The sequence below is a fragment of the Nocardiopsis sp. NPDC006832 genome (genome assembly GCF_040635885.1).
Lineage (GTDB): Bacteria > Actinomycetota > Actinomycetes > Streptosporangiales > Streptosporangiaceae > Nocardiopsis.
In genome coordinates this window covers 23319-49836 of record NZ_JBEYLC010000019.1, presented here as the reverse complement: position 1 = coordinate 49836, position 26518 = coordinate 23319, and the positions used below count along the sequence as shown (strand labels likewise).

Sequence of the window (26518 nt, the reverse complement as noted above, 5' to 3'; positions counted from 1 at the left end):
GTCCTTCCGCCCAGGTGCCTCCCCGTCGCCTCGACACGCCCCGGCTCGAACCGGAAGCGGACCGACGCGACCCACGGACCCGCCCAGTCCCGGCCCGCCACCACGGCACGTTCCGGCCGATCACCTGGGGGCCGACGTGAGCCCCGCTCTCACCTTCGCGCACCATGCGTGCCCGACGAAAGCGGAGTTCAGGTCGGTCAACGGTCCACCGGACCCGAAGACCGAAACTCCCCCGATCGAGGGCCGCCCCACCCCGAACGTGTGGCGCCATCCGATCGGGGCCCGCAAACCAAGACATCCGGAAGGACTCCCATGCGCAACACCGCCCGCACCACCGCCAAGGCCCTGCTCATCGCCGCCGGCACCGCCGGCTTCGTCACCCTCGGCAGCGGCTTCGCGGCGGCGGACACCGTCGGGGACGTCACGGGCGCTCTCGGCACCGACTTCCCGGGGCAGCTGCCCGCCGTCGACACCGCCCTCCCGACCACGGCCCTGCCCGAGGTCGACCCCACTCTGCCCTCCGCCGCCCTGCCCGGGGTCGCCGTTCCCGAGGTCAACGGGGTCGTGGGAGCCGCCCAGGACCAGGTCGACTCCGTCGAGGGGACCGTTCCGCGCGTGAACGTGCCCGAGGTGGACACCGACGGCTACCTGGCCGCCGCCCAGGGCACCACCGTCATGGTCGACTTCCTCTCCCAGCAGGCCCGCGGTGACGTCGACGCCGTCGCCGCCGAGGCCGGTTCCGTGGTCGACCAGACCGTGTCGGGCGTGGGCACCGACCTGGACGGTGTGGACGACCACGCCGTGGACACCGCCACGGGCGTCACCGACGGCACCGTCGAGGACCTCGACGTCCCCGCGACCGACGTCGTGGACACCGAGGTGCTGCCCGAAGCCCCCGCGGCCGGCGGGGTGGAGGACACCGTCGAGGGTCTCACCGAGGCCGACGACCTGGCCGAGCTGGAGGTCGTCGACACCGAGACCCTGCCCACCGACGAGCTGCCGACCGACGCCCTGGACACGGACGTGACCGGTGCCGACCCGGTCGGCGGCACCACCGACGCCCTGGGCACCGACCTGACCGACGGCCTGCTGTAGCCGTCGGTTCGACCGCGCGCCCCGCGCTGTGACACGCGGGTGCGCGCGGCCCCGGGCGGTTCGAGGGTTGATCCGCTCCGGAACGGGCGTGGTGGGTTCCGTGGGGGGTCCGACCACGCCACCCGGAGCAAGCGGGATCAGGGGGCCCCTACCGCCCGGGGTCTCACCGGAAGGTCCCGGGAGGGGACGGCGTGTACCCGTGGCAGCGACGGGGAGCCGGCGTCACCCTTCCCGGGACCCTCGCGAACAAGGCCGCCGCGCCCCGAGGTACGGGGCGCGGCGACCCATGTCCGAAACCGCGCTTCTCCTTTCATTGGAGGGATATCAAGGAGGCGCGAATAGGTGATTATCGGCTATTGCTGAAATCGTGTTCCGGTCTTTCTCTTTCGGGGTCTACCGGCTAGGAAATTCCGCCGATCCCCACGTATTTGACGTCGAGGAACTCGTCGATGCCGACTCGCCCGCCCTCACGACCCAGCCCGGAGTGCTTCACCCCGCCGAACGGGGCCGCCGGGTTGGACACCACGCCCTGGTTCAGCCCGACCATGCCGGTCTCCAAGGCCTCACTGACTCGGAACGCGCGGTTCAGGTCCCGGGTGTACAGGTAGCTGACCAGGCCGAACTCGGTGTCGTTGGCGGCGTGGAGTACTTCCTCCTCGGTGTCGAAGGGCATCACGGGCGCCACGGGACCGAAGATCTCGGTGGTGGACAGCTCCGCCGCGAACGGCACGTTCGCCAGCACCGTCGGCTGGTAGAAGTGCCCCGGCCCGTCCCCAGGGCCACCGCCCACCAGTACGTTCGCCCCACGTTCGACGGCGTCGTCGACCAGGCTCTGCACCTTCCGCCGAGCCTTCTCGTCGATCAGCGGACCCACGTCCGCGTCCTCGTCCAGGCCCCGACCCAACCGGAGCGCGCCCATGCGTTCGCTGAGTCGGGCCGAGAACTCCTCCGCGATCCCCGACTGGGCGTAGATCCGGTTGGCCGCCGTGCACGCCTCCCCGATGTTGCGCATCTTGGCGAGCATCGCTCCGTCCACGGCCGCGTCCAGGTCGGCGTCGTCGAAGACGATGAAGGGCGCGTTGCCGCCCAGTTCCATGGAGGTGCGCAGTACCTGGCCGGCGCTCTGCTCCAGCAACTTGCGACCCACCGCCGTCGACCCCGTGAACGACACCTTGCGGATCCGGCCGTCGGTGAGCAGGGGTTCGGTGAGCCCGCCCGCGTCCGTGGTGGGCAGGACGCTCAGGACCCCCTCCGGCAGACCCGCCTCGGTGAGGATGTGGGCCAGCGCCAGCGCCGACAGAGGGGTCTGCTGGGCCGGCTTGAGGATCATCGTGCACCCCGCCGCGATGGCCGGCCCGATCTTGCGGGTTCCCATCGCCATGGGGAAGTTCCAAGGGGTGATGAGCATGCAGGGGCCGACCGGCTGTCGCATGACGAGGAAGCGCGACTTGCCATCCGGTGAGATGGAGAAACCACCCTCGATCCGCACGGCCTCCTCCGAGAACCATCGGAAGAACTCGGCGGCGTAGGCGATCTCGCCGCGCGCCTCCGCGAGTGGCTTGCCCATCTCCAGGGTCATCAGAACCGCCAGGTCCTCCTGGCGCTCCATCAGCAGTTGGTAGCTCCGGTACAGGATCTCGCCGCGCTCCCGGGGCGAGGTCTTGGCCCACTCCGGCTGGACACGCGTCGCGATGTCCAGGGCTTCGAGACCGTCCTCCTTGCTCGCGTCGGCGACATCGCACAGAACCTTGCGGGTGGAAGGGTCCTCCACGGGGAATGTGGACCCCGTGGACGCCTCACGCCACTTCCCCCCGAAGAAGAGCGTCTTGTTCACCTGTGCGACGACCCGTGCTTCCCGATCCGACATGCCTTGCTCCTCAGTCGACTTGTGGTCAGAGAACTGCCCGGCGTGCGTCCGCTGGACACCGCCGCGTCCCGGATGTTTCCATAGCAGTGTCGATTGTCAACAATCCTACGGAACTCGATACAAGGAATTGAGGCCATCGCATGGCGGAGCTCTCCCCGGTCCTCAAGCAGGCGACCCCGGTCGTCGCCGCACGAGGTGAGGGTGTCTACATCTACGACGAGGACGACCGCCGTTTCCTGGACTTCACGGCCGGGATCGGTGTGACCAGCACCGGACACTGCCACCCCAAGGTGGTCGCCGCCGCCCAGGAACAGGTCGCGACCCTGATCCACGGCCAGTACACCACCGTGATGCATCGTCCCCTGCTGCGACTCACCGAACGCCTCGGAGAGGTCCTGCCCGAGGGCGTCGATCGGCTGTTCTACGTCAACTCCGGCAGCGAGGCGGTCGAGGCGGCCCTGCGTCTGGCCCGCCAGGCGACCGGACGCCAGAACGCCGTCGTCTTCCAGGGCTCCTTCCACGGGCGCACCATGGGCGCCGCCTCCCTGACCACCTCCGGCACCAAGATCCGCGCGGGCATCGGGCCCCTCGTTCCCGGTGTCGTGGTCTCGCCCTTCCCGTACGCCTACCGGCTGGGCATGTCCGAGGTCGACGCCGTCGCCCACGCCCTGCGCGAGCTCGACTACCAGTTCGCCACGGTCACCTCGCCCAAGGACACCGCGGCGGTGTTCATCGAACCGGTCCTCGGAGAGGGCGGCTACGTCCCGGTCCCGGACGCGTTCCTCCAAGGGTTGCGCGAGCGCGCCGACCGGCACGGGTTCCTGCTGGTCATGGACGAGGTACAGACCGGTTTCGGTCGCACCGGAACGTTCTGGGGGCACGAGCCCTCCGGCGTTCGCCCGGACATCGTCATCACCGCCAAGGGGCTCGCCAGCGGGTTCCCGCTCTCCGCCATAGCCGCCTCCAGCGCGATCATGGACAAGGCCTGGCCGGGATCCCAGGGCGGGACCTACGGCGGCAACGCCGTCGCCTGCGCCGGTGCCCTGGCCACCCTGGACGTCATCCAGGAAGAGGGATTGGTGGAGAACGCCGCCCGCCAGGGTGAGCGCCTTCAGCAGGGCCTGGCCAAGATCGCCGAGGCCAACCCGGCCATCGGCGACGTGCGAGGTCGCGGCCTGATGCAGGCCTGCGAGTTCGTGAAGGCCGATGGTTCACCCGACGGGGAGACCGCCCAGCGTGCCCAGCAGGCCGCCGCCCAGAACGGTCTGCTCCTGCTGACCTGCGGCCCGGCCGGCAACGTCGTCCGGTTCATCCCGGCGCTGATCGTCGACGGCGGCCAGGTCGACACCGCCCTCGAACTGTGGGCGGCATCCGCGGAGGAAGCGGTCTGACCTGCACGGACGCCGCCGGTCCGCCGGCGGCGTCCGGATGGCCCGCGTCACACCGGAAATTGGCGCGAACCCACTCCCACAGCGTGATAGAGTCGGAGACGTCGCAAGGGAGAGCGCAGCTCGAACAAGCGACACACAACTGAAAACCTGCACTCGTAGCTCAATGGATAGAGCATCTGACTACGGATCAGAAGGTTGGGGGTTCGAATCCTCCCGAGTGCGCCACCTTGAGACAGTGGAGAAGAGACCCGGTACTCGCCTTGGCGAGCCGGGTCTCTTCTTGTGTTGCCTCGAACCCCACGTCGGGCATGCGCAAGCAGCCCGGGCGGCCTCCTTCGTGGCGGAAGGATGCATACTCCGATGCCGCCACACCCCATCATCGCTCTCCCCGTCGAGCAGGACGGGTGAGCACTGGTCATGGCAGTGTTGTCCACATCGGAGACATGGGTGGTCCGCACTTCGATCGACAGGGGCCGGCGCTGAGCGGCCCGCCTTATTCCATTGGTTCGTCCGTCGTTCGACGTTGGGTGTTCAACCGCAGGGTCACGAGTAGCGCAATGCCGGCCGCGACCAGGGCGATGGCCCACGAACCCACCGGGACCAAGGCCGTTTCGCACCCGCCCAAGCCGATGGTGGTCTGGTGGGGCAGGTCTTCGTAGGAGAACCACCCGAAGGACCGCTCGGGCATGGGGAAGGACCACCAGCCTGCTCCACAAGGTCCGGTGGGGACCAGTCCGAGCGCGCTTCCAGCGGCGATCAACGCTATGGCGAGCGCGCGGATGATCTGGACGGGGGACATGGTTCTCCTCGATGCCGGGGGTGCCGGGTAGGACGCTCCCATGCCCTCTCCGGTTGCCGTGGGCCCGGAAGGTCGGTCTGGTAGCGTGCCCGATCCGAACTCTGGGATCGCTCCCAGATGGTGACCCCCTCTGGAGGCCCCATGACCGCCTCGCCCACGCCGGCCCGTAACTGGGCCGGCAACCTCACCTACACCAGCCCGCGTATCCACCGGCCGACCAGTGTCGACGAACTCTCGGCCCTGGTTCGGGAGACCACACGGATCCGGGCATTGGGCAGCGGACACTCCTTCAACCAGGTCGCGGATTCGGAACACGACCTGGTCCGGTTGGACGCGTTCCCCAAGGAGATCGAGGTCGGCGAGGACACCGTCACCGTCTCCGGAGGCACCCGGTACGCGGATCTGGCCGCAGAGCTGCACCGGAGGGGGCTCGCGCTGGGCAACCTGGCGTCGTTGCCGCACATCTCGGTGGCCGGCTCCTGCGCCACCGGCACGCATGGGTCCGGTGACCGACAACGGTGCCTGGCGGCGGCGGTCCGCGGGATCGAGCTGATGGGCGCCGATGGGGAGACGGTCCGGTTGGGCCGGGGCGACGACGCCTTTCCCGGATCGGTGGTGGCGCTCGGCGCGTTGGGGATCGTCACCCGGATCACCCTGGAGATCGAACCCACCTTCGAGGTCTCCCAGCGGGTCCGACTCGACGTGCCCCTGGACGAGGTCGCGGAGAACTTCGACGCGGTCTTCGGGGCGGCCTACAGCGTCAGCCTGTTCACCGACTGGCGCGAGCGAAGTGGGAGGGTCTGGCTGAAGCGACGCGTGGACGAGCCCGGGGACGCGTGGTCCGGCGGTCGTACGGCGAACGTCCCCCAGCACCCGGTCCCGGGCGCACCCACCGAACCCGCCACCGAACAACTGGACGTGCCCGGCCCGTGGTGTGATCGGCTGCCGCACTTCCGTCCGGAACTGCCCCCGAGCGCCGGCGCCGAACTCCAGTCCGAGCTCTACCTGCCTCGGGAGGCCGCTCCCGAGGCCTTCGCGGTGCTCAGGGAGATCGGCCACCACATCGCCGAGGTGCTGTACGTCGGGGAGGTGCGCACGGTCCGCGCCGACGACCTGTGGTTGAGCCCTGCTCACGGCCGCGACTCGGTGACCTTCCACTTCACCTGGCATCCGAACCCGGAGGCGGTGACCCCGGTCCTGCGGGAGGTGGAGGAACGGCTCGCCCCGCTGGGCGCGCGCCCGCACTGGGGCAAGATCACGACACTGCGGCCCCTGGAGGTCGTCGGTAGGTACGAACGGGCGACCGACTTCGCCGACCTGTTGGAGCGCTTCGACCCGACCGGGAAGTTCCGCAACCCCTTCGTCGATTCCTACTTCCCCCGGGGTTGAGTCGGAGGGGCGTCCGGGGCGGATTCACTCCCAGGCCAGGCGGCGGGCGGTGGAGACCTCCAGGGGTGCGCTGCCCTGGTGCGCGGCCAGCAGGGCCCGACCCGCCTCGTTGCGTGTGTGCACCGCCTCGCCCAGGGACACCCACCGGTTCCACGCCCGCTCGAAGGCCAGCGCCCCCTTCTTGTTGCGGGCCAGGACCGACGGCACCGCGTGCAGGACCGCCACGGTGGTGTCTTCCCCCGCCCCCTCGGCCGGTGTGGTGAGCACATGTCGGGGGATCAGGTAGCGCAGGTCACCGACCAAGGGCGCGAGGACCTCGTCCAGGGACTCGGCGAACAGTTCCGCGGCGGCCGGGTCGGTGAGGGTGAATCGGTACACCCCGTCGGTGTCCACGTGCACACGCACCCCTTGTGCTCCGGTGCCGGACAGGTCCGCCGAGCACAAAGCCTCGGCGACCGCGCACGCGTAGCGGGAGGTGTCCACCGGTCGGCGAGCCAAGGATCTTAGGCGTGCGGCCTCTCGGCGGGTCCGGCCGAGCCGGCGCCACCAGTGGACGCCCGCGGCCGTAGCGAATACGAGGGCGAGCACGAGCGGCCACGGTGTGAAGGCCGCCGCCACCAGGCACACGGCCATGAGCGAACCGAGCACCCATGTGGGAAGCAGGTCCCGGCCCGCGGGGAGACCTCGGGGTGCGGGCACGATGCCGTGTTCGCCCACCAGCACCTCGGGGGGTCCGGGCACGGCCACGTCCACTCCGGCTTCCGCGATCTCGGACCGGATCTCTCGTCGCTCGTACACCCGCAACGTCGGCAGCAAGGTGTCCTCGTAGCCGGTGCCGAGCCGCCACCGGTCCCGGGTGCCGTCCCGGTCGGCCGCCCGCTTCAGCATTCGCGTGTTGAGCGGGGCCGTCTCCGTGGGCGGTTCGTAGGGGGAGAGCTCGGGGTCCACATGCGCGACCCCGCTCATCACCGCACCGTCGGCGCCCACACCCAGGTAGCCCTCGTGTTTGCGTACGAACCGGTCCCAGTCGGCCGCCCCGCGCGGGTGGTCGTGGCTCACGCACACCACGGTCCAGGTGTGCGCGACCTTCTCCGGCCACTCCGGGTCCAGCCGCAGCGCACGCCCTCGGCTCTGCACCACGGCGGTGGGGGTGGTGGCGGTGGTCAGGTCCACCACCGTGTTGACCCCGCGCGCGTCCCACCCCTCGCCGAGCAGGGCGCGTGTACCCACCAGGACCTGGGAACGGCCGCTCTCCAGGAAACGCGTCACCACCCCCACCCAGGTACGCGAGGACCAGGAACCCTCGACCACGTGCAGCCCGTCCACCTCACGGACGGACAGGTCGGCCCTGGGCACTTCCGCGCGGGCGAAGTCCAGCAGCGCCGTCGCGGTGCCGGCACCGGCCGCGACGGTGCGTCCGGTGACCAACACGGGATCCAGGTCGCGGGTACGCGGGTCCTCGGCCAGTCGGACCACCTGGAGCCAGGCCGAACCGGCGTCGTCTGGAAGCACCCCGCGCAACGCCGCGGGGGCTCGCGCGGTGGCGCGTTCGTGGTCGCACAGCACCAGGGCGCGCAGCCGCGTTCCGATGGCGTCCCGTTCCGTGGCGAGGATGTCCACGGTGGCCAGGGACTTGGCGGAGCTGCGAGCCAGCACCCGGTCCACCGGTGAGGCGCCCCTGCGGATTCCACGGCGGGTCAGGTGGTATCCCACGGAGGGCAGGGCGGTGCGGATCCGTTCGCGTGCCTCCTTGTCCTGTGGGGTGTCGGGGTTCAGGCAGTGGCGGGCGTAGTCCCCGATCAGGGCCGTCCAGTCCTGTGCCCGTGGCGGGTGCCGATGTTGTTCGTACACGCGGGCACCGTCCGGTCGGGCGATCAGTCCCTCGTGGTGCAGCCGCAGCACGGCGTCGGTGAGTTCGGGGTCGTCCGTGGCGAGGGTCCCCCAACCCAGGCGCCCACCCTCGGCGGTGGCGCGGGAGACGAAACGGGCGTCCAACCAGGGCAGGAAGTCGGTGCTCGCGAAGCCGGGTTCGAGCAGTTCGGTGCACATCGTGCTGAACCGGGTGCCCTGACCGGCGAGGTACTCGTGTTCGGTGAGGGTGGGTTCGATGACGTACACGAGCTCGGCGAAGGGCGCCAGGTAGCCGTCACGGACCAGGGCGGGGATGGACGCACCGGTGATGGGCGACCCGAAGAGTCGGTCGACGAGATCGCGTTCGGTGCCGGTGAGACTGCCCGCCGGCGTGCCGGTCAGCCCGATCACGTGGGCGTCTGGGAGTTCGTCGAGGATCTCGGCGAGAAGACGCCCCCACACTTGCAGCAGGTGGTGGCACTCGTCGAGCAGCAGGGTGAGCGGACCCGCGTCGTGCAGGGCGTCGATCAGGGCACGGCCGTTGGGGTGTAGTCGGTCGCTGACGGGGGTCGGCGAGCGTCCCTCATCGTCCGTTTCGGCGTCGGGGTCGAAGACCGCCAAGGACTGGTAGGTGAGCACGTTGACGGCGTCCCCGAGGGAACGGTCACCGCCGGCGTCGCAGCCCTCGGGGCGTTCAAAGGATTCCCAGTGCCGGATCCACTGGCCCTGGATGGCGGTGTTGGGCGCCAGCACCACGGTTCGGCGTCCCAGCCTTCGGGCGGCCTCCAACCCGACGAGGGTCTTGCCCGAGCCCGGCGGGAGCACGATCCAGGTCCGCCGGTCCCCACGGCCCCACCGGTGGTCCACCTCGTCGAGGGCGGAGAGTTGGTAGGGGCGTAGCTCCCCGGACCAAGCGGCCTCCGCCATCGTCATCGCCGTTTCGGACATCCCCTCAGGGTAGGTGGGAGGGCCCCGAACCCACCGGTCGGGGCCGTGACCGGTGGGTTCGGAGTCCGTTCAGACGGCCGGGGCGGGGGTGCGACGGGCGGCGTACAGGAACACCGCCAGTGCGCCCACCGCGGTCAGCAGCATCACCGTGGTCATGCTGACCAGGGTGGCGGCGCCGGTCAGGCCGGCGGTGGCCGCGAGACCGGATCCCACCGCGAACTGGAGCGTGCCCAGCAGCGCCGAGCTCGTTCCGGCGATCTCCGAGGGCTGCCCGGAGAGCGCCATCGCCGTGGCGTTGGGCGAGATCAGCCCGGTGAAGAGCATCATCACGAACAGCGCGGCGGTGATGTTCAGCAGGTCGGCGTGTCCGGAGACCGCCAGGAGACCCATGACCAGCACCGAGGCGATGGCGCCCAGGAGCCCCACGCCCAGCCGGCGGCGCAGCTCCATCCGTCGGATCAGCGCCACGTTCACCTGGTTGCCGAGGATCATCCCGAGCGTGGTCACCCCGAAGACCAGACTGAACTGCTGGGCGGTCGCGTCGAACTGGTTCTGCGAAACGAAGGAGAACGCCGAGATGTAGGTGAAGCTCATCCCGAAGCTCAACGCCAGGACGGCGGTGGGTGCGATGAATCCGGGGTCGCGCAGCAGCTGAATGAAGGTCCGGGCGAGCACACGCGGGTCCTGCCTGGTGCGACGCTCCTCGGGAAGGCTCTCCGGGAGGGAGAAGTACACCAGCGCGAACGTGAGAGCACCGGCCAGGCCCAGCGTCCCGAAGATCAACTGCCAAGGACCCAGGTACAGGAGCTGCCCCCCGAGCAGTGGTCCGAGCATGGGCGCCAGCCCGGTGACCAGCATCAACCGGGAGAAGAAGGTGGCGGCGGTGTCGCCGTGGAACACGTCTCGCACGACCGCGCGGGACACCACCAGGCCGGCCGCCGCGGCCAGCCCCTGGATGAACCGCAGCACCATGAACGTCTCGGTCGACGTCACGAACATGATCGCGAAGGTCACCGCGGTGAACACACCGGTCCCGACCAGGAGGGGCATACGGCGTCCCCAACGGTCGCTGAGAGGCCCCGCGACCAACTGACCCAGGGCCAGACCGGCCATGACGGCGGTCAGGGTGAGCTTCACCCGGGATTCGGTAGACCCCAGGTCGGCGGCGATCTGCGGGAGTGCCGGCAGGTACAGGTCGGTGGCGAGCGGCCCGATGGCGGACAGCGCGGCCAGGACGAGAACGAGCAGGGCGGCGGGACGCGTCGGAGTCGCGACGGCGGTGTCCGGCCGCTCGTTCGGACGCGCGTTCGGGCGCACAGTGGTCAGGCTCACGAGCTCTCCAGAACAGGGTGGAAGAAGGTACAGGGCGACCTGGGGGTCGTGTGTTGGGTCGGCGCCGTGAGCCACCTTCGGGTGGGGCACCTGGGACGTGCCCTACGTGGGGACACTTCCGCGTGCAACGGATGTCCAAGGGATGGTGATCCCGACTTGACCAAGGATTCCCGGTGATCCGAACCACAGGCCCGCAAACCCCGCCACCGCGGGTTTCCCGTACTCGTGAGCGCGCTCACTCACCTGTTCGTCGGGGCGCGGGGTGCCCTTCGTCGCGCTTCGGAGCCGATCGAAGAGGCCGTGCCGCTCAGGACTCCGGGGCGGAAGGGGTGGGGGCGCGCGGGGTCGACCGGTCGCCGGCTCGGGGATGTACCGCCCGAACGATTCGGCGCGGGACCCACCGCGCTCTCCAAGGGGAATGTCGCCTGGGGCCGGTGCCCGTCACGGTCCCAGGCGAGTGGTCAACTCTCGTCCTGCTCCGAGGTCGCGCGCAGCCGGGCGTCCTCGGCGGCACGGGCCGCGCGGCGCAGCCGGTGCCAGGAGGTGGCCCAACGCAGACGTTCGCCCTCGTCGGTGCCGACGCAGGCGGTCACGAAGGCCATCAGGAACACGTAGCCGGGGAGTTCGGTCCCCTCAAGGGCCCGGCGGAACTTCTCGGCGCTGACCACGCCGCCGCACTTGAACTCCAGTTCCAGGTAGGACCAGTCGCCGGCCCAGGCGAGGTAGCGGCGCATGGTCAGCAGGAACTCCGCGGGGTCGCGGGCCTCCATGGGGTTGGGGCGCTGCTCCGATTCGGAGTGGGTGTCGGTCGTGGGCGTGCTCATGAGGTCGACCCGGACACGGGCCACCCGACCGGACCTGTGCAGCGAACGGTTCGGGCCTGTCGGTTCGAGGAGGTCTGGGACACTCACTCGGTCTCCTTTTCGGCTGTCGTGATGACGGCCAAGGGCATGGAAAGGGCACTCCCGCGCTCGTACGACACGAGCGCGGACAAGGGTGTTTCGTGAACGTCGACCGTCGGATTGGGATGTTGTGGCGGGAACACCGACCGATCGGTTACAGGGAAATGTACCGGATGAAGAGGACGCGCGAAAGCGCTTGCCGCCTGGGTTCACGGGAGGCGTACGTCTCTTTCGTGCAGGGGAGCTTCGGTACGTGACGTCCCGTTGGGGACTTTTCTAGGAAACCGGCGCAAAGGTGATCTGGGGCACCGACAAAAACGTCTGCAATGTCGGTAACTTTCTTTTCCCTGTTCACTCTGGCGTGTCGAGAAAACGATCTTTCTCGTGGATGGAATTGAAAGTCCGAAACTGGATATCAGGCCTGGCCGAAACTAGGGCTTCCATGGCCGAAGGTCCCACCACGATCGGTTCCAGGATCAGGGGTTCCACCAGAGGGCGGTCGCGTCGTCCCGAACCTTGCCGCGTGGGAACCGCAGACCCGAGGGGTCGGCCCCTTCCAGGGATCGCACCCGCTTCAACAGGGCAGCGGGGCCCTGTTCCCGGGCCAGCTCGAAGATCCCGGACCAGGAGAGGTCACCGAAGACCTCCACCGACCGGCTCGCCCCGTCGGTCATCGCCAGGAAAGGCGCCCGGGGCAGCGTGCCGGTCAGCGCCTCTTCGGCGGCCCGCGGATCGGCGCCCGCCGTCCAGAACCCGTTCGGAACGTTGCGCCAGGCCCTGATCGCGGTACCCGGACCCACACGTGGACGCAGGTCGTCGAGACGGGTGTCGGCCACCACCCGGATCCGACCGTCGGCCTGGGACAGCAGCACGGAGTCGGACAACACCAGGTACTCCAGGGCGTCGTCGCGCACCCGGACCGCCACCACCGTCGCCGAAGGTGTCTCCTGAACGGTGAGGTCGCAGGTTCCCGAGTGCGCGGTGGACACGGCCGTGATCGCCTCCACCAGTGCCTCACGCATCGGCAGGCCGGACTCCATCCCCGCCAACAGCAGGGCCCCGAGCCTGTGTGTGTACCAGGCGACCCCGTGCGAACAACCGTTGTCCTCGTCCCGCGGGGCGCTGACGCCATCGAGCAGCACCGCGGACGTGGTGGTGACCGCGGCGAAGTCCTCGTTGGGACGGTCGGGGGTACCGGCTTCGGTTGCGAGGAGGAAGGGCACGAAGCGGTCCTACCCGGGACAAGGGCCCGCATCCGTGTCGGCGGGGTCGTCCGGATCACACCGGCCGACCCCGCGTGGACGATCGGCTCAGCGCACCAGGACCGTGGCGTGGATGTCCAGGTGACCCTGCTCCCACAGCCAGTCCATGGCGGCCAGGCTGACCCGGGCGCAACCCTTGGAGGCCGGCTGCGCGGGGACGCTCGGGTAGCCGTGCACGGCGATGCCGCCGTTGAAGTACTTGGGTCGGTAGAGCGCTCCGTAGGGCCCTGGGTCCCAGGAGTCGACCTCACGGAAGACCGGGTAGGAGCCCTCCGGGGTGACGGCGATCCGCTCGTCGCCGTCGGAGCCCTCGTAGGGCTGACCGGAACCGGTGGAGGTGTGGATGACGCGCTGGACCTCGCCGTCGGTGACGACCAGCAGCAACTGCCGTTCCAGGTCGATCTCCACCACCGCGCCGGAGTCGGAGGAGGCGGAGGGGACGGTGCCCTCGTCGAGGGCGCCGCGGGTGGCCGGGCCGACGATGCCGTCCCGGTCGATGCCGGCGGCCTTCTGCAGGGCCAGGACCGCGTGTTCGGTGTGCATGCCGAACTCGCCGTCCGAACCGTCGATCCAGTAGCCGAGTTCGTTCAGCCGTTCCTGGAGTGCGCGCACCTGCTCACCGGAGTCACCGGGCCGCAGGTCCGCGGTGATCGCGGTGGCGGACGGGGCCGCCGCCGAGGTGGAGGCCGGGGCCGGTACGGCGTGTGCCGGGGAGGCGATCAGGGAGGCGCCCAAGGCCAGGGCGCAGGCCGGGCCGAGGAGGAGGGTCGTTCGGACGGGGTTCCTTGCGAAGAGTGATCGAGGGGAGACCATACGTTCCATTTACCCATAGATTCGGGTTTCCCGGGCCTTCGCCCCGGAAGCTGTGAATAACTCGAATCGACCTCGAATCGACATCGCAGGTCATGGCGTTCCAGGGCCGGAGAATCGAGACACATGGCCCGCCCGGACGGTCGATCGACGGTGGCCCAAGGCGCTTCGATTCGATGCCACGACGACCTGCCGGCCCTATCCACCGACCCGACCTGCCGGGTCGGGAACTCAGGCGAACTTGGAGCTGCGCACCGGTCCGGAGGTCATCGAGGGCAGCCTCGGGCCGTCCGCCCACCTCCGCGCCACCGCCTCGGTGAAGGACACCACCTCGGGTTCGCTCTCCTGCGGTTCGGCCGCGACGATCTCCTCGGCGATCTCCTCCTCGGGACGCTCGTCGACCGGTTTCCGGTCGAGGTCGCCGTCCACGACGCGCAGGCTCTCGCCCCAGGGAGGGTTCACGGTCTGGTGCAGCACCGAGACCACGTCGGCGGCTACACCGGGTGGGTCGGTCCAGCAGGAAGCGTGCTCGAACAGGACCTGGCCGGGCGAACGAGGAACGAGGGCCCGACGAAGTTCCATGTCGGTGTCGGTGAGGTCGTAGGCCACCACCAGGGCGTCGGATCGTTCCGGTTCGATGGGGACCACGGGTAGGTCGAGTAGCCGTGCGGTGGCGAGCCCCAGGATGAGGCTGGAACGGTCCGGCAAGGGCATCACCGCGTCGGGAACGCGACCGCCGGCGGTGAGGACCGCGGCGAGATCGGCGATTCCGGTGCGGCAGCTCTCGTAGCCGTCGCCGAGATAGGCGAAGCGTCCGGTCATCCCCTCGTCGAAACCATACGGAGAGACCTGGCCCAAGACAGCGCCCGTCAGCGCGAAATGCCATCCACGCAGATCACGGTGGTCCATGGGGCCGGCCTCCCGGGCCGCCTCGGCCCTCTCCACCATGAGGGCGATCCGGTGATGGGCCAGATCCCAGGACTCGTCCTCGGGGGTGGAGAGACGGTCGAGGAGCTCGCGTGCGGCGTCGATGTCGCCGGAGCACAACGTGTTGTACGCCAGGAGGTATCCGCCGGGCCAGTCCGGAAGTGGGCCGTCCCAGGCCCGTAGCTCGCGTGCGGCGTCCTCGTGGCGCTCCAGGTCCTCCAGGGCCGAGGTGAGTTCCCACAGGATCGGGACGGCCTCCGGCGCGTTCACCCGGCCCGTTCGCAGCGCGGGGACCGCAAGGTGCGGCAGGCCCGCCTCCAGACACGCGTAACCGAAGTCGTAGCAGGCCTGCGGGGTGTCCGGCCGTTCAACGAGTGCCTCCGCCGCCGTACTGAGGTCGGGGAGGTTCGCCGCGCGCCCGACCGCGCCCACGAAGCGCCCGACGTCGGCCGGGCGGAGGTCGTCCGCCCGGCCGCGTAGTGAGTTCACCGCGGAGCCCACGTCACCGGACTCCAAGGCCCGCCATGCCTGGTCGAGATCTGCCGTCAAGATGTCCCTCTCGTCACTCGGGTGCGGGATACCGGGCCGCGTCCCACCACGTTCCGATGACCGCCCGAGGCGCGGGGTTCTGGGGAACACGTTCCCGCGGTTCGAGGGTACGAAGCGGGCCGAACGCCAGTTCCACGATGCGGAGATGTGGTGTTTTTGCCGAGAGTTGATGACTCAGAGTGAATGTGGGAGCGAGTTCCGTTGCATAAAGGAGGGTCCGTGCACATTTCGCCGAATGAGGGGAAGCGGACATGAGGATGACGGTGGGTCGGATGACCGTGACGATGGCCGCGGCCGCCGCGGGTCTACTGGCCGCGACGCAGTCGACGGTCGCGCACGCGGAGCAGACCGAGGGGATGGAGCCGACGGACCAGGCCGAGGCGACCGAGGGGACGGGCGGAACGGAGGAGACCGAGGGCTCCGAAGGGGGCGGCGAGCAGGAGGTACAAGAGCCCGAGACGTTCACCAGCGAGTTCACGGTCGACGCGACCCCGGACATGGTCGTGGACGCCGAGAACCAGCCGGTCGACGGTGAGGAGGGCGCGACCGGGACCTTCGGACTGCGGCTCAACAGCGATGAGGAGATCATCTGCTACGACATCGAGTTCTCCGGCGTCACCGAACCCTTCGAGAGCTCGGCCGAGACCGCGACCCACCTTCATGAGGCGGCCGAAGGCGAGTTCGGTCCGCCGCGTGTGGTCTTCCCCGACCCGCAGGACCAGGGTGACGGCACCTTGGTCGGCTCCGGCTGCGTGCAGGGACCCTTCACCACCGGTGAGGAGGACGCGGAAGCGGGCACGGACACCGGTGAGGGCTTCACCGTCGCCCAGATCGAGGAGAGTCCCGAGGACTTCTACGTCGACACGCACACCGCCGACTACCCGGACGGGGCGGTCCGCGGTCAGCTCCCGGCCGAGGAGAGCGGCTCCGAGGAAGGCTCCGGCGGTGGTGGTGAAGGCTCCGGCGGTGAGGGATCCGGTGGTGAAGGCTCCGGCGGTGAAGAGGGCAGTGGGTCCGAGGAGGGCGGTGGATCCGGTGACGGTAGCGGCTCCGAGGGCGATACCGGCACCGAAGGTGGAGAGACCGGCACCGAAGGCGGTGAAGAGGGCGGTGGATCCGGTGACGGTAGCGGCTCCGAGGGTGACACCGGCACCGAAGGTGGAGACACCGGCACCGAAGGCGGGGAAGGCTCCGGTGGCGGCAGCGGCACCGAAGACGGTGGTGGAAGCACCGAGTGACCGATCCGCGCCAAGACGGCCCGACCTTCGGCCGTGAGGCGACGTGGCGGGGCCCCGACCGATCGGGTCCCCGCCACGGCCCCGACCGGTCACGGATGAACGCCGTCATGCCCCGCGGCGCGGCTCGCAGCCTCGGCGGCCGCCTGATCCCCTAAGAGGACGCACCCTTCTCGACGGCGAGGCGACGTGCCCGACGCCCTCCGTACACGCAGTGCCGCATCAACTGGTCCAGGGGGCCCGGGCGGTCGCGTGATTCCAGGAAGGCGGCCACCAGCAGGCTCACCGACCACGCCAGCGCGGCCACCACGAGAGCCCCCGCGGCGCCCACCGCGTCGCCCAATCCCACCAACTGGGTGTGCAGGGCCACGGCGACCAGGACCGAGTTCAGGAGATAGAAGGTGAGCGAACGCTTGCCCATGGCGGCGACGGACATTGTCAGTGGGCCTTGGGTTCGGTCCAGCCTGATGCTCCACAAGGCGAACAGGGCCGCGTAACCGGCGCCGCCCAGTACCCCGGTGAGCACCTGGAGGGCCATGTACAACCCCTCGGTGATCACGTCCGGGGAGAGCACGCCCACGGCGGTCAGGGCGGAGGGCACCGCACTGAGCACCGACACGCCGATACCGATCACCGCGATCTTGGTGAGCAGCCCCTTGTGCGCGGCCGGGTCGTCCAACAGCCCGGCGCGGCTCGCCCGGTAGCCCAGGACCACCAAGAGCAGCAGCGGGTACGCGAAGGCGATGAACACCGGGCCGAAGGGCAGCCCCACCACGCGGCCGATCCAGTCCTCGACGGTCAGGTATCCGGGCAGCGCGAACGCCTCCGGTCCCTGCGTCGCGCTGCCCACGCTCATCCCGACCATCGCGACCGGCACGGTGATCGCGTAGAACACGGCGAACACCACCGCCGCCCGCACGATCGCCTTGTCGGAACGCAGCAGCAGCCAACCGGTGACCAGCGCCGCCAGACCGTAGGACGTGAGGATCTCGCCGGGGAAGACGAGGAAGGCGTGCACGGCGCCGAACAACAGCAGGAAGAAGCCCCGTCGTCGCAGCAGCCCGCGGACCTCCTGGTCGGAGGTGCCCTTGGCACGCTGCCGGGAGACCATCCAGGCCATCCCGTAGCCGAACAGGATGGCGAACATCGGGAAGGAACGGTTGTCCAGGAACAGCGTGGTGAACAGGGCGGCGATCCGGTCCTGGACGGGTTCGCCGGACACGTCCACACCGAATCCGACCCCGGAGTACACACCGGCGTAGGCCATGGCGATGAGCAGCAGCATGACGCCGCGCGCCAGGTCGGGGGCGAGTTTGCGCGCCGCCCTCGGCGCAATCACGGAACCGGTGGAACCGTCCGTCGGTGCCGACATGTCGACATGTCCTCTCTCGGTCGATCTCGATCGATGTGTTCCCGGGCCGGGTGCTGCCGGCGGACCTCAGTCTCCATCCGGGGAGGGGGCCGGCGCATCGGTCGGCAGGCCGGCCGACCGGCCGGATCGGGGCCGCCACGGTAGGTCGGTCGGCCACGATCGGATCCGACCGACGGGAGGGCCTCGGAGTGGGGAGCCGTCGAAAGCGGGTAGGTCGTGTGGGCGGGGCGCCCCGTCAGGCCCACGGCGCGGTGCCCCGCCAGAACCTCGACGATCCGGGAGGCGGCATGAGCCGGTTCTTCATGAACGAGCGCGAGACCCTCGTCGAACAGGCGTTGGAGGGGCTCGTCGAAGCCCACGGCGGCCTGGTCGACGTGCACACCGATCCACTGTTCGTCACCCGGCGCGTGCCCGCCACGGGCAAGGTCGCGCTGGTGTCGGGCGGTGGTTCCGGGCACGAACCCCTGCACACCGGCTTCGTCGGCCAGGGCATGCTCGACGCGGCCGTGCCGGGGGACGTCTTCGCCAGTCCCACGGCCCTTCAGGTGCGCGCGGCGATCCAGGCCGCCGACACCGGTGAGGGAACGGTCATGGTGATCAAGAACTACACCGGCGACGTCTTGAACTTCTCCATCGCCGCCGAACTCCTCTCCGAGACGCACCGGGTCGAACAGGTGCTGGTCGATGACGACCTGGCCACGCAGAAGGAGGACGAGGGAGGACCCGGCCGGCGCGGAACCGCCGCCGTGGTCGCGGTCGAGAAGATCTGCGGAGCGGCGGCCGAGGCGGGTGCCCCCGTCGTCGAGGTGCGGGAACTGGGCCGGCAGGTGGTGGCGCGGTCGGCGACGCTCGGTGTCTCGTTCGAGGCGTGCACCAACCCGATGACCGGACGGCGCTCCTTCGACCTGGAGCCCGAAGAGATGGAGTTCGGCGTGGGCATCCACGGTGAACGCGGCATCGAGACCAGACCGACCACCGGTGCCGCGGAACTCGTGGAGAGCCTGGTGACGCCCCTGGTGGAGTCGGTGGGGCTGCGCCGTGGCGACTCGGTCCTGGCGATCGTCAACGGACTGGGCGCCACCCACGGACTCGAACTCGGAGTGGCGGCCCGCGAGACCCGACGGGTCCTGGACGGGCGGGGGATCGGTGTCGCCCGCTCCCTGGTCGGCCCGTACGTGACGTCGTTGGACATGAAGGGGTTGTCGATCACGCTCACGGCTTTGAGCGACGACCTGGTGAAGTTCTGGGACGCGCCGGTGCGTACCCCGGCGCTGGTGTGGTGACGGGAGTGGTGGACATGACGGGTGACGGGAACGCGGCCGACCTGACCGGCGCGGAGACCAGGACGTGGCTGCTCGCGTTCGCCGAACGGGTGATCGCCGACGCCGACGAGCTCACCGAACTCGATCGGAAGGCCGGTGACGGCGACTTCGGATGGAACATCTCCTCCGCGCTCAAGCGGGGCCGGGAGGGGTTGGCGGGGATCGAGGGCGACCACCCGGCCCAGGTGTTCCAGACCGTGTCCGACGCCTTCCTCGCCTCCGGTGGAACCAGTGGTCCGCTGTTCGGGCTGTGGTTCGGTCGGCTCGGTTCGGGACCCTCCGCGCCCTGGGACGTGCCGGAGTTGGGCGCGGCCTTCGGCAGGGCCACCGGGGCGGTGCGCAGGCTCGGCAAGGCCGAAGTGGGGCACAAGACCATGGTGGACGCGATGGCGCCGGCGACCGACGCGCTCACCGAGACCTCCACGGTCGGCTGGCGGGAGGCGGTGTCGGACGCGGCGCGAGCCGCCCGCGCGGGCGCGGACTCCACCGGTGGGATGATCGCGCGCCGAGGACGAGCCAGCTACCTGGGCGAACGCGCGCAGGACGTGCTCGACCCGGGCGCGGTGGCCGTGGCGTGGTTCTTCGAGTGCGCCGAGGGGGCCTGAGGAGAGGGTGTGCCCCGGGGCCGATAACCTCCCGTTCCGCGGACCGAGAACACTGAGAACGCGGATCGAGCACGCGGAACGGGAGCGAGGGACGGGCATGAGCGAGACCAGGGCCGATGCCGGCGGCGACCACAGGGGCGACCACAAGGTCATCGTGATCACCGGGGCCGGAGCGGGGATCGGCCGCGTCACCGCGCGACGCCTCCTCGACGAAGGTCATTCGGTGGTCCTGGCGGGCCGTCGTGCCACCACCTTGGCGGAGACCGCCGAGGGCCGTCCCGGGGCGATCGTCGTGGAGACCGACGTGACCTCGCCCGACTCGGTGCGGTCGTTGTTCCGGGCGGTGCGCGAACGACACGGTCGCGTGGACGTGCTGTTCAACAACGCCGGTGTGTTCGGGCCCGCGGCGTCGGTGGACGAGGTCACCGACGAGGACTGGCGGGAGGTCCTGGACACCAACGTCACGGGGGCGCTGTACTGCGCCCGAGAGGCCGCGTTGCTCATGCGCGATCAAGTACCCCGGGGCGGCCGGATCATCAACAACGGGTCCATCTCGGCGCGGGTGCCCCGGCCGTCGAGCGTGGCGTACACCGTGAGCAAGCACGCCATCAGCGGACTCACCGCCTCCATGAACCTGGACCTGCGTGGTCACGGCATCGCGTGCACCCAGCTCGACATCGGCAACGCCGCCACCGCGATGACGGCGGGGTTCGGTGCCAACGCCCGCCAGGCCGACGGTTCGGTGCGCCCCGAACCCACCATCGACGCCGCGCACGTCGCCGACACCATCGCGCACATCGTGTCCCTGCCGTTGGACGTCAACGTGCCCACCCTGACGGTGATGGCCCGGGAGATGCCCTTCGCGGGCCGCGGCTGACCTCGGTACGTCGACGAGAATCCACGCGCCCCACCGTTTCCGGACCTCCCGAAATCATGGGTGGGGGCGTTACCCGTTGTGCTAACGTCGCTTCCTCTAGGCGACCCGGACCTGGCCCCCTGGCCCAGGGACGTGCCGATTGCACGTTCTTCAGCCGTCAAGGGGAGTCGCGCCCGTGCGTGTCCACTTCGCGGTGTACGCCCGAGGGCTACGCCGCCATTCGACCTACCGTGCCGCGCTCGTCGCCGGCTTCATCACCAACTCGGTCTTCGGCGCCATCAACGCGATGGTCCTGCTCGCGGTGTTCTCCGCGCGCCCACAGATCAATGGGTACGACGCCTCCGACGCCGTCACCCAGGTGTTCGTCGGGCAGATGCTCATCACGGTCACCATGATCGTCCACACCGGTCCCTCACTCGACCTCGCCGAGCGCATCCGCACGGGTGAGGTCGCCAACGACCTGCTCCGCCCGATCTCCCTCCAGGGGTGGTGCCTGTCAGAGGACCTGGGCCGATCCACCTGCGGTTTCCTCTTCCGCGGGGTGCCGACCTTCCTGGTCGGCGTGGTCCTGTTCGACACGGTGCTGCCCTACGAGATCACGGGCGCGCTCGCGTTCCTGACCTCGGTGGTCCTCGCCGCACTGGTCGGCTTCGCCCTGCGCTACCTGTACTCGCTCTGCGGGTTCTGGATGTTGGACAGCCGTGGAGTGTGGGCGGTCGCCGGGCTGGTCGGGCCGATCCTCGCGGGGATGATCCTGCCGCTGCCCCTGTTCCCACCGGCGATCGGAGACGTTCTACGGCTGCTGCCGTGGGCGTCGATGGTGCAGATCCCCGCCGAGATCCTGCTCGGCAAGGAGTCACTGCCCGGGGGTGGAATTCTGAGCGGTCTGGCCCTCCAGGCGCTGTGGGCGGCGGTGCTGCTCGGTCTGGGGGCCTGGATCACCGCCACGGCCACGCGCAGGGTGGTGATCCAGGGTGGCTGACACCAAGGGCCGCGCCGGAATCCCCGGGGACGGGTGGTCCGAGCCCGGAGGTGGGCGGACCGGTCGGGTCCGGTACACCGCCACGACACTCCTACGGCCGTTCGCCGACTACCGGCGGCTGGCCTGGCTGTGGGTTCGGGCCTTCGCGCAGTATCCGCTCTCCCTCGTGCTCATGTCCTTGGCCGTCACGGTCAGCGTCCTCACCCAGGTCGGCGCCGTGGTGATCCTGTTCGGCCACGCCGGCACCCTAGCCGGATTCAGCGTGATGGAGGGGTTGTTGGTGTTCGGGCTGGCTTCGAGCGCCTTCGGGACCGCGGACATGTTCGCGGGTTCGGTGGAACGCCTGGGAACCCACATCCGATCGGGGACCCTGGACACCATGCTCATCCGGCCGGTGTCCCCACTGGTCCAGGTGGCCGCGGACGAGTTCTCACCGCGACGGTTGGGCAAGGTCGTCCCGGCCCTGGCGATCCTGGGGGTCGCCCTGTCCGAGGTCGACGTCGAGTGGTCCGTGGCCAAGGTGGGACTGCTGGTCCTGATGGTGCTCTCCGGCACGCTGATCTGCGCCGCGATCTGGGTGATCACCGGATGCCTGCAGTTCTTCATCGCCGGTGCGCGTGAGGCCGCCAACTCACTCACCTACGGAGGGCAGGCCCTCACCGAATACCCGATCGCGATCTACGGGCAGGAGATCGTCCGCTCGGTCACCTACGTGGTGCCGCTGGCCTTCATCAGTTGGCAGCCGGCACTGCTCGTCCTCGACCGCCCCGACCCCCTCGGAATGCCCGAGCAGCTGCGTTACCTCGGGCCGGTCGTCGCGGTCCTCCTCTGTGTCTGCGCCGCCCTCACCTGGCGGTTCGGGCTGCGTCACTACCGATCCACCGGGAGCTGAGAGATGACCCCGAACGAGACCCTCCACCGTGAGGCACCCGGAGAACCGATCATCGAGGCGGTCGGTCTGGGACGTGACTTCGTCCTGTCCGAAGGCCCGTTCCTGCGCCGGACCCGCCGCCGGGTCAGCGCGGTCGGCGACGTCACCTTCACGGTCCGGGCCGGGGAGATCGTCGGATACCTCGGTCCCAACGGCGCCGGGAAGTCCAGCACCATGAAGATGCTCACCGGCATCCTCACCCCCACCTCGGGGACCGTTCGGGTGGCGGGCCTGGAACCGGCCCGCCGGCGCACCCGGTTGGCCGCGGAGATCGGGGTGGTGTTCGGACAGCGCACCACCCTGTGGTGGGACCTTCCCCTGCGCGACAGCCTGTCCCTGACCCGGCACCTGTACCGGGTACCGGAACGCGAGCACGCGGAACGACTGGCGGAGCTCACCGAACTCCTCGAACTCGGTCCCTTCCTGGACACGCCGGTCCGACAGCTCAGCCTGGGCCAGCGCATGCGGGGCGACCTCACCGCCGCCCTCCTGCACGCTCCACGGCTGCTGGTCCTGGACGAACCGACCATCGGGCTGGACGTGGTGAGCAAGTCGACCATCCGCGAGTTCCTGCTGCGGACCAACGCCGAGCGGGGCACCACCATCCTCATCACCACGCACGACCTGGGTGACGTGGAGCGTCTGTGCGACCGGGTGATGGTGATCGACCACGGTCGGTTGGCTTTCGACGGCGGCCTTCCCGAACTGCGCGCGACCGTGCCGGTACCGCGGGTCCTGGTGGTCGACCTGGCGGCTCCGGCGCCGAGGATCGAGGTTCCCGGGGCCCATACCGTACGGGTAGAGGGGCCCAGGCAGTGGTTGGAGCTGCGGGACAACCCCGCCAGGGTGATCGCCGAGGTGGCCGGGGAGCACGAGGTGGTCGACCTGACCCTGCGCGAACCCGACATCGAGACGGTGGTGTCGTCGCTCTATCGAGGGACGGTACCGGTGGAGCGGGCGGACGGAGCCTGAAGCGTGTGGACGCGATGTGACGTGGCGTTCGGACGCGGTGGGGGAGTGGGCACCACGCGTGGTGGTGGTATCACCACCATGGAATCCGAGTACGGCACCCGAAAGACTCGGTCGTATGGACAGAACCCTTCCGAGCCAGGTGCGTTGGTCCACGTTCCTGTGGGCGTCGGCGATCGCGGCGGGCATCATCGAGACCTCCCTCGCGGTGGCGCCCGGGCTGGCGGAGGGCGCCGCGGTGCCGTGGCTCGCCCTGTCGGTCCGCGGGCTGCTCTACACCTTCTCCGCCCTGTTGGTCGTCTGGTTCGCCAGGGGACACCACTGGTCCAGGGTGACGCTCGTGGTGTTGATGACCGGTGTGGGCCTGGTGAGCGTGCTGGCGTCCATGGGGCTGGGGGTGCTGTCCGGCCTGGGTGTGTTCGCCGGCCTCGGTTATGAGGGCCCGGGTGCCGCGTTGGCGCTCCGGGTCGTCCACACCGTCGTGTACGTGGCGGCGGTCGTGGTGGCCACCGTGATGGCGTTCCTCCCGGCTTCGGGCCGCTACTTCGCCGCCACCGGTGTCGAAGACGATCCCCTCCACTCGGAGAACGTCGGACGATCGGACGTTGAGGGCACCGTCATCGACCGCGCCCTGCTCGCCGGCGGCTGATCGGCCGAGCCACAGAGCCACAGAGTCACCGAGCCACCGACCGGTTCGGCCTTCGGGCCACGGACCGGTCGTCCACAGGGTGAGAGTCGGCCTGTCCTCGCCCGATGTGTTCGGCCTACCGCGGACGTATGGGGAGCTTCGCTCTTCGCGCGCCTCGGCGTGCCCTCCCACCACCTTCACCACCTCTCAGCCGTCCGGTTGCCGCGCTTCGCCCCATACCGGGAAAATGGTGCACATGACGCTGCTCTCCTACGGCATGTGGCTCGGGGTCACGTTCGGTGTGCTCTCCTGTGTCGCGTACACGGTCGCCGCCGTGGCCCAACGCAGGCTCGCGGTCCGGCTCTCCGCGCCGCTCACAGGAGGACGGCAGTTCGGTCTGTTGCTGCGGCACCCGCTCTGGTGGGTGTCACTGGTCTTCAACGGAGGTCGTGCCGGGTTCCAGGTGGCGGCGGTCGGTTTCGCCCCGCTCACCGTGGTGCAACCCCTCGGCGTGCTCGTCCTGGTCTTCGGTATCCCCTGGTCGGCCCGGCTGGAGCACCGGCGGGTGAGCTCGGCGGAATGGCGTGGGGCCGCCTTCACGATGGTGGCCCTGGGCGTCCTGCTCGCGGTCACCGTCACCGGGGACGTGGGCGGGGTGATGTCGGAATCGGACTCCGTACTCGTCGGGGCGGGCACGGTCCTGCTGATCTCCGCCGTCGCCTGGTTGGCGGGCAGGATTCCTTCGATGGCCTGGCGAAGCTATCTGCTGGCCGGGGCCGCCGGGGTCGCGTTCGGGGTCTCCTCGGCCGCGGTGAAGACCGCCGTGTGGGCCTTCGGAGACTTCGGGGTCACCGCGTTCGTCCACCCCGCGACCCTGGCCACCCCGGTGATCGCGGTCTTCGGGCTCTTCCTGGCCCAAGCCGCCTACCAGGGTATGGATCTGGGCGCGCCGCTCGGCATCACCACGCTCGCCAATCCGGTGGCGGCGGCGGTCGTGGGTGTGGCGTTCATGGGGGAGACCTACGCCGGCGGCGTTCCCGGCGCGGTGACCGCCGTGGTCTGCGCTCTGGTCGCCGCACACGGGATCCGGTTGCTCACCGTCCGCTCCGATGGTTCGTCCGGCCCCCTTTCCGAGACCTGCGAACCCGGATCTGCGAAGTCGGAGCCTTGGTCCGGTCTCGACCGCCGCCCCTGACCGGGCCTCACCCCGATAGGCCCTCGAAGTAGCCCCTCGCACCCCTGCGGAGAGCTGGGCCCACCTCCTCCCTCTCCGTTTCGACGGTGGCCTCGAACGCGTTTTCGTTGCGTTGTTTCGTCACTATCGTGATACGTCGAGCACATTGCGTAGGCGCTGTTTCGTCGCCCCTGGCATGCATGGAGCGTTTCAGGTGGCGGTGACGAAACGAACGGATCAGAGTTTCATTCGTGCCGCACGAGCCGCCTGAAGCCATGCTCCCGCGTTGGTGACGCCCCTCATGGGCCGGCCCGTCACCGCTCCGGCCGACCACGTGCCCGACAGCCGACGGCACCATCGACCCGCCGGAGCGGACCATCCTGTTGGTGGCGCCCGAGGCGCACCGACCGGCCCACGCGAGCCGAACCCGCCCGAGCCCGTGGGCACCCTCCTTCGGCCCGCGACCGCGCGAACAGGCAGTCGGAACGGGCACGGCGCCGCGCCCCCCACCGCGGCGCGCGAGGTGGATCCCGGACGATCCGAACCGGGCATCCTCGATGGACCGGCACCCGAGGGCGTCTCCACCGAGGTGGTCGTGGTCGACGTCCTCTCGACCGCCATCGAACCGACCGGCGACGGCTTCCAGGGGGACACCGCCCCCTGGCCGCCCTCTCCCCGCTCCGAGATGGGCCTTCCCGGCGACCGTCCATGTCGGATCATCGATCTCCGGTGGTCACATGTCCGGATCCCCTGGGTTCCGTACGCATCGCCGTTCCTCCTGGGGGCCGCTCGTCGCAGGGATCGACCGGCGCCCGAACAGAGCCGTCGCGCGATCGGGACGCTCGTCGGAACGCCGAGCCGGCCTCTCGCTCGGGTCACCCGGGGTGGTCTTCTCGTGGGTCGGGCACGGGGTCTCGCCGGTGACGTTCGCGCACCTGGAGACCCCTTGGCGGCTCTGACCCTCGGACGCGGCGAGCCGTCGTGCCTTCGCGCCCCCGACCTCGATGGGCGGGTGCGCGTCGACACGAACCGGCCGGGTGGGACTCTTTCCGGCCCGCCTTTGGCGGCCCCACCGGTGGACGTCCCCCGAGGCGACCTCATGATCCGGACCTCGGCGCGATTCCCTCGTGCGGGCACCCCCGCGGTGCCGTTCGTGGTGCGGACCCCGGCGGAACGGCGGCTCGAACCTTCGTGGGCCGTGACCAGTGCGGCCGTGGCGTCGCGGTACGCGTCCGGTCTCGCGCTGAACGCGGTGACGCCGGGTGGGCAGAGGGTCGTCGCGAGGTACCTGTCCACCTCCA

General features: G+C 69.8%; 21 protein-coding genes and 1 tRNA gene. 13 read left to right on the top strand and 9 right to left on the bottom strand.

The features are described from left to right. The first annotated feature begins 312 nt into the window (after positions 1–312). Complete coding sequence (locus ABZ717_RS11820; RefSeq protein WP_358508511.1) at positions 313–1095, top strand: hypothetical protein; 783 nt, start codon at positions 313–315, stop codon at positions 1093–1095. 400 nt (positions 1096–1495) lie between these two features. On the opposite strand, the gene ABZ717_RS11815 is transcribed toward ABZ717_RS11820, so the two are convergent. After that, the gene (locus tag ABZ717_RS11815; protein WP_358508509.1) at positions 1496–2962 is read right to left on the bottom strand and encodes an NAD-dependent succinate-semialdehyde dehydrogenase; all 1467 of its coding nucleotides are present in this window, start codon (positions 2960–2962) and stop codon (positions 1496–1498) included. A gap of 140 nt (positions 2963–3102) precedes the next feature. Here ABZ717_RS11815 and ABZ717_RS11810 point away from each other — a divergent pair, with 140 nt between their 5' ends. Next, positions 3103–4353, top strand: coding sequence for an aminotransferase class III-fold pyridoxal phosphate-dependent enzyme (locus ABZ717_RS11810; protein WP_358508508.1), 1251 nt, complete (start codon positions 3103–3105; stop codon positions 4351–4353). A 149-nt stretch (positions 4354–4502) separates the two neighbouring features. Then, a tRNA-Arg gene (locus ABZ717_RS11805) sits at positions 4503–4578 on the top strand. A gap of 268 nt (positions 4579–4846) precedes the next feature. On the opposite strand, the gene ABZ717_RS11800 is transcribed toward ABZ717_RS11805, so the two are convergent. Next, entirely contained in the window at positions 4847–5152 is a 306-nt protein-coding gene (locus ABZ717_RS11800) for a hypothetical protein (protein WP_358508506.1), read from the bottom strand. 141 nt (positions 5153–5293) lie between these two features. On the opposite strand from ABZ717_RS11800, the gene ABZ717_RS11795 reads away from it, so the two are divergent. After that, complete coding sequence (locus ABZ717_RS11795) at positions 5294–6541, top strand: D-arabinono-1,4-lactone oxidase (protein ID WP_358508504.1); 1248 nt, start codon at positions 5294–5296, stop codon at positions 6539–6541. Between the two features lie 24 nt (positions 6542–6565). Here ABZ717_RS11795 and ABZ717_RS11790 read toward each other — a convergent pair whose 3' ends face one another. The 6 genes from ABZ717_RS11790 to ABZ717_RS11765 all read right to left on the bottom strand — a co-directional run bounded on the left by ABZ717_RS11790 (position 6566) and on the right by ABZ717_RS11765 (position 15122). Continuing rightward, the gene (locus ABZ717_RS11790) at positions 6566–9340 is read right to left on the bottom strand and encodes a DEAD/DEAH box helicase family protein (protein WP_358508502.1); all 2775 of its coding nucleotides are present in this window, start codon (positions 9338–9340) and stop codon (positions 6566–6568) included. A 69-nt stretch (positions 9341–9409) separates the two neighbouring features. Then, complete coding sequence (locus tag ABZ717_RS11785) at positions 9410–10672, bottom strand: multidrug effflux MFS transporter (RefSeq protein WP_358508501.1); 1263 nt, start codon at positions 10670–10672, stop codon at positions 9410–9412. Between the two features lie 461 nt (positions 10673–11133). Beyond that, on the bottom strand, positions 11134–11583 hold the full coding sequence (locus ABZ717_RS11780; protein ID WP_358508499.1) for a hypothetical protein: 450 nt from the start codon (positions 11581–11583) through the stop codon (positions 11134–11136). A 467-nt stretch (positions 11584–12050) separates the two neighbouring features. Beyond that, positions 12051–12797 carry a protein phosphatase 2C domain-containing protein gene (locus ABZ717_RS11775; RefSeq protein WP_358508497.1) on the bottom strand — a complete coding sequence of 249 codons (747 nt, stop codon included), beginning with the start codon at positions 12795–12797 and terminating at the stop codon, positions 12051–12053. 87 nt (positions 12798–12884) lie between these two features. Next, complete coding sequence (locus ABZ717_RS11770) at positions 12885–13649, bottom strand: L,D-transpeptidase family protein (RefSeq protein WP_358508583.1); 765 nt, start codon at positions 13647–13649, stop codon at positions 12885–12887. Positions 13650–13877: 228 nt separating this feature from the next. Then, positions 13878–15122, bottom strand: coding sequence for a hypothetical protein (locus ABZ717_RS11765; RefSeq protein WP_358508495.1), 1245 nt, complete (start codon positions 15120–15122; stop codon positions 13878–13880). A 251-nt stretch (positions 15123–15373) separates the two neighbouring features. Here ABZ717_RS11765 and ABZ717_RS11760 point away from each other — a divergent pair, with 251 nt between their 5' ends. Then, entirely contained in the window at positions 15374–16360 is a 987-nt protein-coding gene (locus ABZ717_RS11760) for a CHRD domain-containing protein (protein ID WP_358508493.1), read from the top strand. Positions 16361–16511: 151 nt separating this feature from the next. On the opposite strand, the gene ABZ717_RS11755 is transcribed toward ABZ717_RS11760, so the two are convergent. Then, the gene (locus tag ABZ717_RS11755; protein WP_358508491.1) at positions 16512–17729 is read right to left on the bottom strand and encodes a DUF418 domain-containing protein; all 1218 of its coding nucleotides are present in this window, start codon (positions 17727–17729) and stop codon (positions 16512–16514) included. A gap of 287 nt (positions 17730–18016) precedes the next feature. Here ABZ717_RS11755 and ABZ717_RS11750 point away from each other — a divergent pair, with 287 nt between their 5' ends. From ABZ717_RS11750 to ABZ717_RS11715, 8 genes are all read left to right on the top strand, one after another. Continuing rightward, positions 18017–19012, top strand: a complete 996-nt coding sequence (locus ABZ717_RS11750) for a dihydroxyacetone kinase subunit DhaK (RefSeq protein ID WP_358508489.1) — start codon at positions 18017–18019, stop codon at positions 19010–19012. 14 nt (positions 19013–19026) lie between these two features. Continuing rightward, entirely contained in the window at positions 19027–19656 is a 630-nt protein-coding gene (locus tag ABZ717_RS11745) for a DAK2 domain-containing protein (RefSeq protein WP_358508487.1), read from the top strand. Positions 19657–19753: 97 nt separating this feature from the next. Continuing rightward, positions 19754–20533: an SDR family oxidoreductase gene (locus ABZ717_RS11740; RefSeq protein WP_358508485.1), complete on the top strand. Its 780-nt coding sequence runs from the start codon at positions 19754–19756 to the stop codon at positions 20531–20533. 175 nt (positions 20534–20708) lie between these two features. Continuing rightward, positions 20709–21515 carry an ABC-2 family transporter protein gene (locus tag ABZ717_RS11735; protein WP_358508483.1) on the top strand — a complete coding sequence of 269 codons (807 nt, stop codon included), beginning with the start codon at positions 20709–20711 and terminating at the stop codon, positions 21513–21515. Between the two features lie 118 nt (positions 21516–21633). Beyond that, positions 21634–22407: an ABC-2 family transporter protein gene (locus ABZ717_RS11730; RefSeq protein WP_358508582.1), complete on the top strand. Its 774-nt coding sequence runs from the start codon at positions 21634–21636 to the stop codon at positions 22405–22407. 3 nt (positions 22408–22410) lie between these two features. Next, complete coding sequence (locus ABZ717_RS11725; RefSeq protein WP_358508481.1) at positions 22411–23418, top strand: ATP-binding cassette domain-containing protein; 1008 nt, start codon at positions 22411–22413, stop codon at positions 23416–23418. A gap of 115 nt (positions 23419–23533) precedes the next feature. Continuing rightward, positions 23534–24064, top strand: a complete 531-nt coding sequence (locus tag ABZ717_RS11720; RefSeq protein WP_358508479.1) for a hypothetical protein — start codon at positions 23534–23536, stop codon at positions 24062–24064. Between the two features lie 235 nt (positions 24065–24299). Beyond that, positions 24300–25238: a DMT family transporter gene (locus ABZ717_RS11715; protein WP_358508477.1), complete on the top strand. Its 939-nt coding sequence runs from the start codon at positions 24300–24302 to the stop codon at positions 25236–25238. The last annotated feature ends 1280 nt before the right edge of the window (positions 25239–26518 follow it).

What these genes read in the sequence shown, in the direction of transcription:
- ABZ717_RS11790 (WP_358508502.1), bottom strand. Translation starts at nt 9,340, where the DNA reads ATGTCCGAAACGGCGATGACGATGGCGGAGGCCGCTTGGTCCGGGGAG.
- ABZ717_RS11800 (WP_358508506.1), bottom strand. Translation starts at nt 5,152, where the DNA reads ATGTCCCCCGTCCAGATCATCCGCGCGCTCGCCATAGCGTTGATCGCC.
- ABZ717_RS11795 (WP_358508504.1), top strand. Translation starts at nt 5,294, where the DNA reads ATGACCGCCTCGCCCACGCCGGCCCGTAACTGGGCCGGCAACCTCACC.
- ABZ717_RS11760 (WP_358508493.1), top strand. Translation starts at nt 15,374, where the DNA reads ATGAGGATGACGGTGGGTCGGATGACCGTGACGATGGCCGCGGCCGCC.
- ABZ717_RS11740 (WP_358508485.1), top strand. Translation starts at nt 19,754, where the DNA reads ATGAGCGAGACCAGGGCCGATGCCGGCGGCGACCACAGGGGCGACCAC.
- ABZ717_RS11820 (WP_358508511.1), top strand. Translation starts at nt 313, where the DNA reads ATGCGCAACACCGCCCGCACCACCGCCAAGGCCCTGCTCATCGCCGCC.
- ABZ717_RS11750 (WP_358508489.1), top strand. Translation starts at nt 18,017, where the DNA reads ATGAGCCGGTTCTTCATGAACGAGCGCGAGACCCTCGTCGAACAGGCG.
- ABZ717_RS11745 (WP_358508487.1), top strand. Translation starts at nt 19,027, where the DNA reads ATGACGGGTGACGGGAACGCGGCCGACCTGACCGGCGCGGAGACCAGG.
- ABZ717_RS11715 (WP_358508477.1), top strand. Translation starts at nt 24,300, where the DNA reads ATGACGCTGCTCTCCTACGGCATGTGGCTCGGGGTCACGTTCGGTGTG.
- ABZ717_RS11810 (WP_358508508.1), top strand. Translation starts at nt 3,103, where the DNA reads ATGGCGGAGCTCTCCCCGGTCCTCAAGCAGGCGACCCCGGTCGTCGCC.
- ABZ717_RS11720 (WP_358508479.1), top strand. Translation starts at nt 23,534, where the DNA reads ATGGACAGAACCCTTCCGAGCCAGGTGCGTTGGTCCACGTTCCTGTGG.
- ABZ717_RS11755 (WP_358508491.1), bottom strand. Translation starts at nt 17,729, where the DNA reads ATGTCGGCACCGACGGACGGTTCCACCGGTTCCGTGATTGCGCCGAGG.
- ABZ717_RS11725 (WP_358508481.1), top strand. Translation starts at nt 22,411, where the DNA reads ATGACCCCGAACGAGACCCTCCACCGTGAGGCACCCGGAGAACCGATC.
- ABZ717_RS11770 (WP_358508583.1), bottom strand. Translation starts at nt 13,649, where the DNA reads ATGGTCTCCCCTCGATCACTCTTCGCAAGGAACCCCGTCCGAACGACC.
- ABZ717_RS11815 (WP_358508509.1), bottom strand. Translation starts at nt 2,962, where the DNA reads ATGTCGGATCGGGAAGCACGGGTCGTCGCACAGGTGAACAAGACGCTC.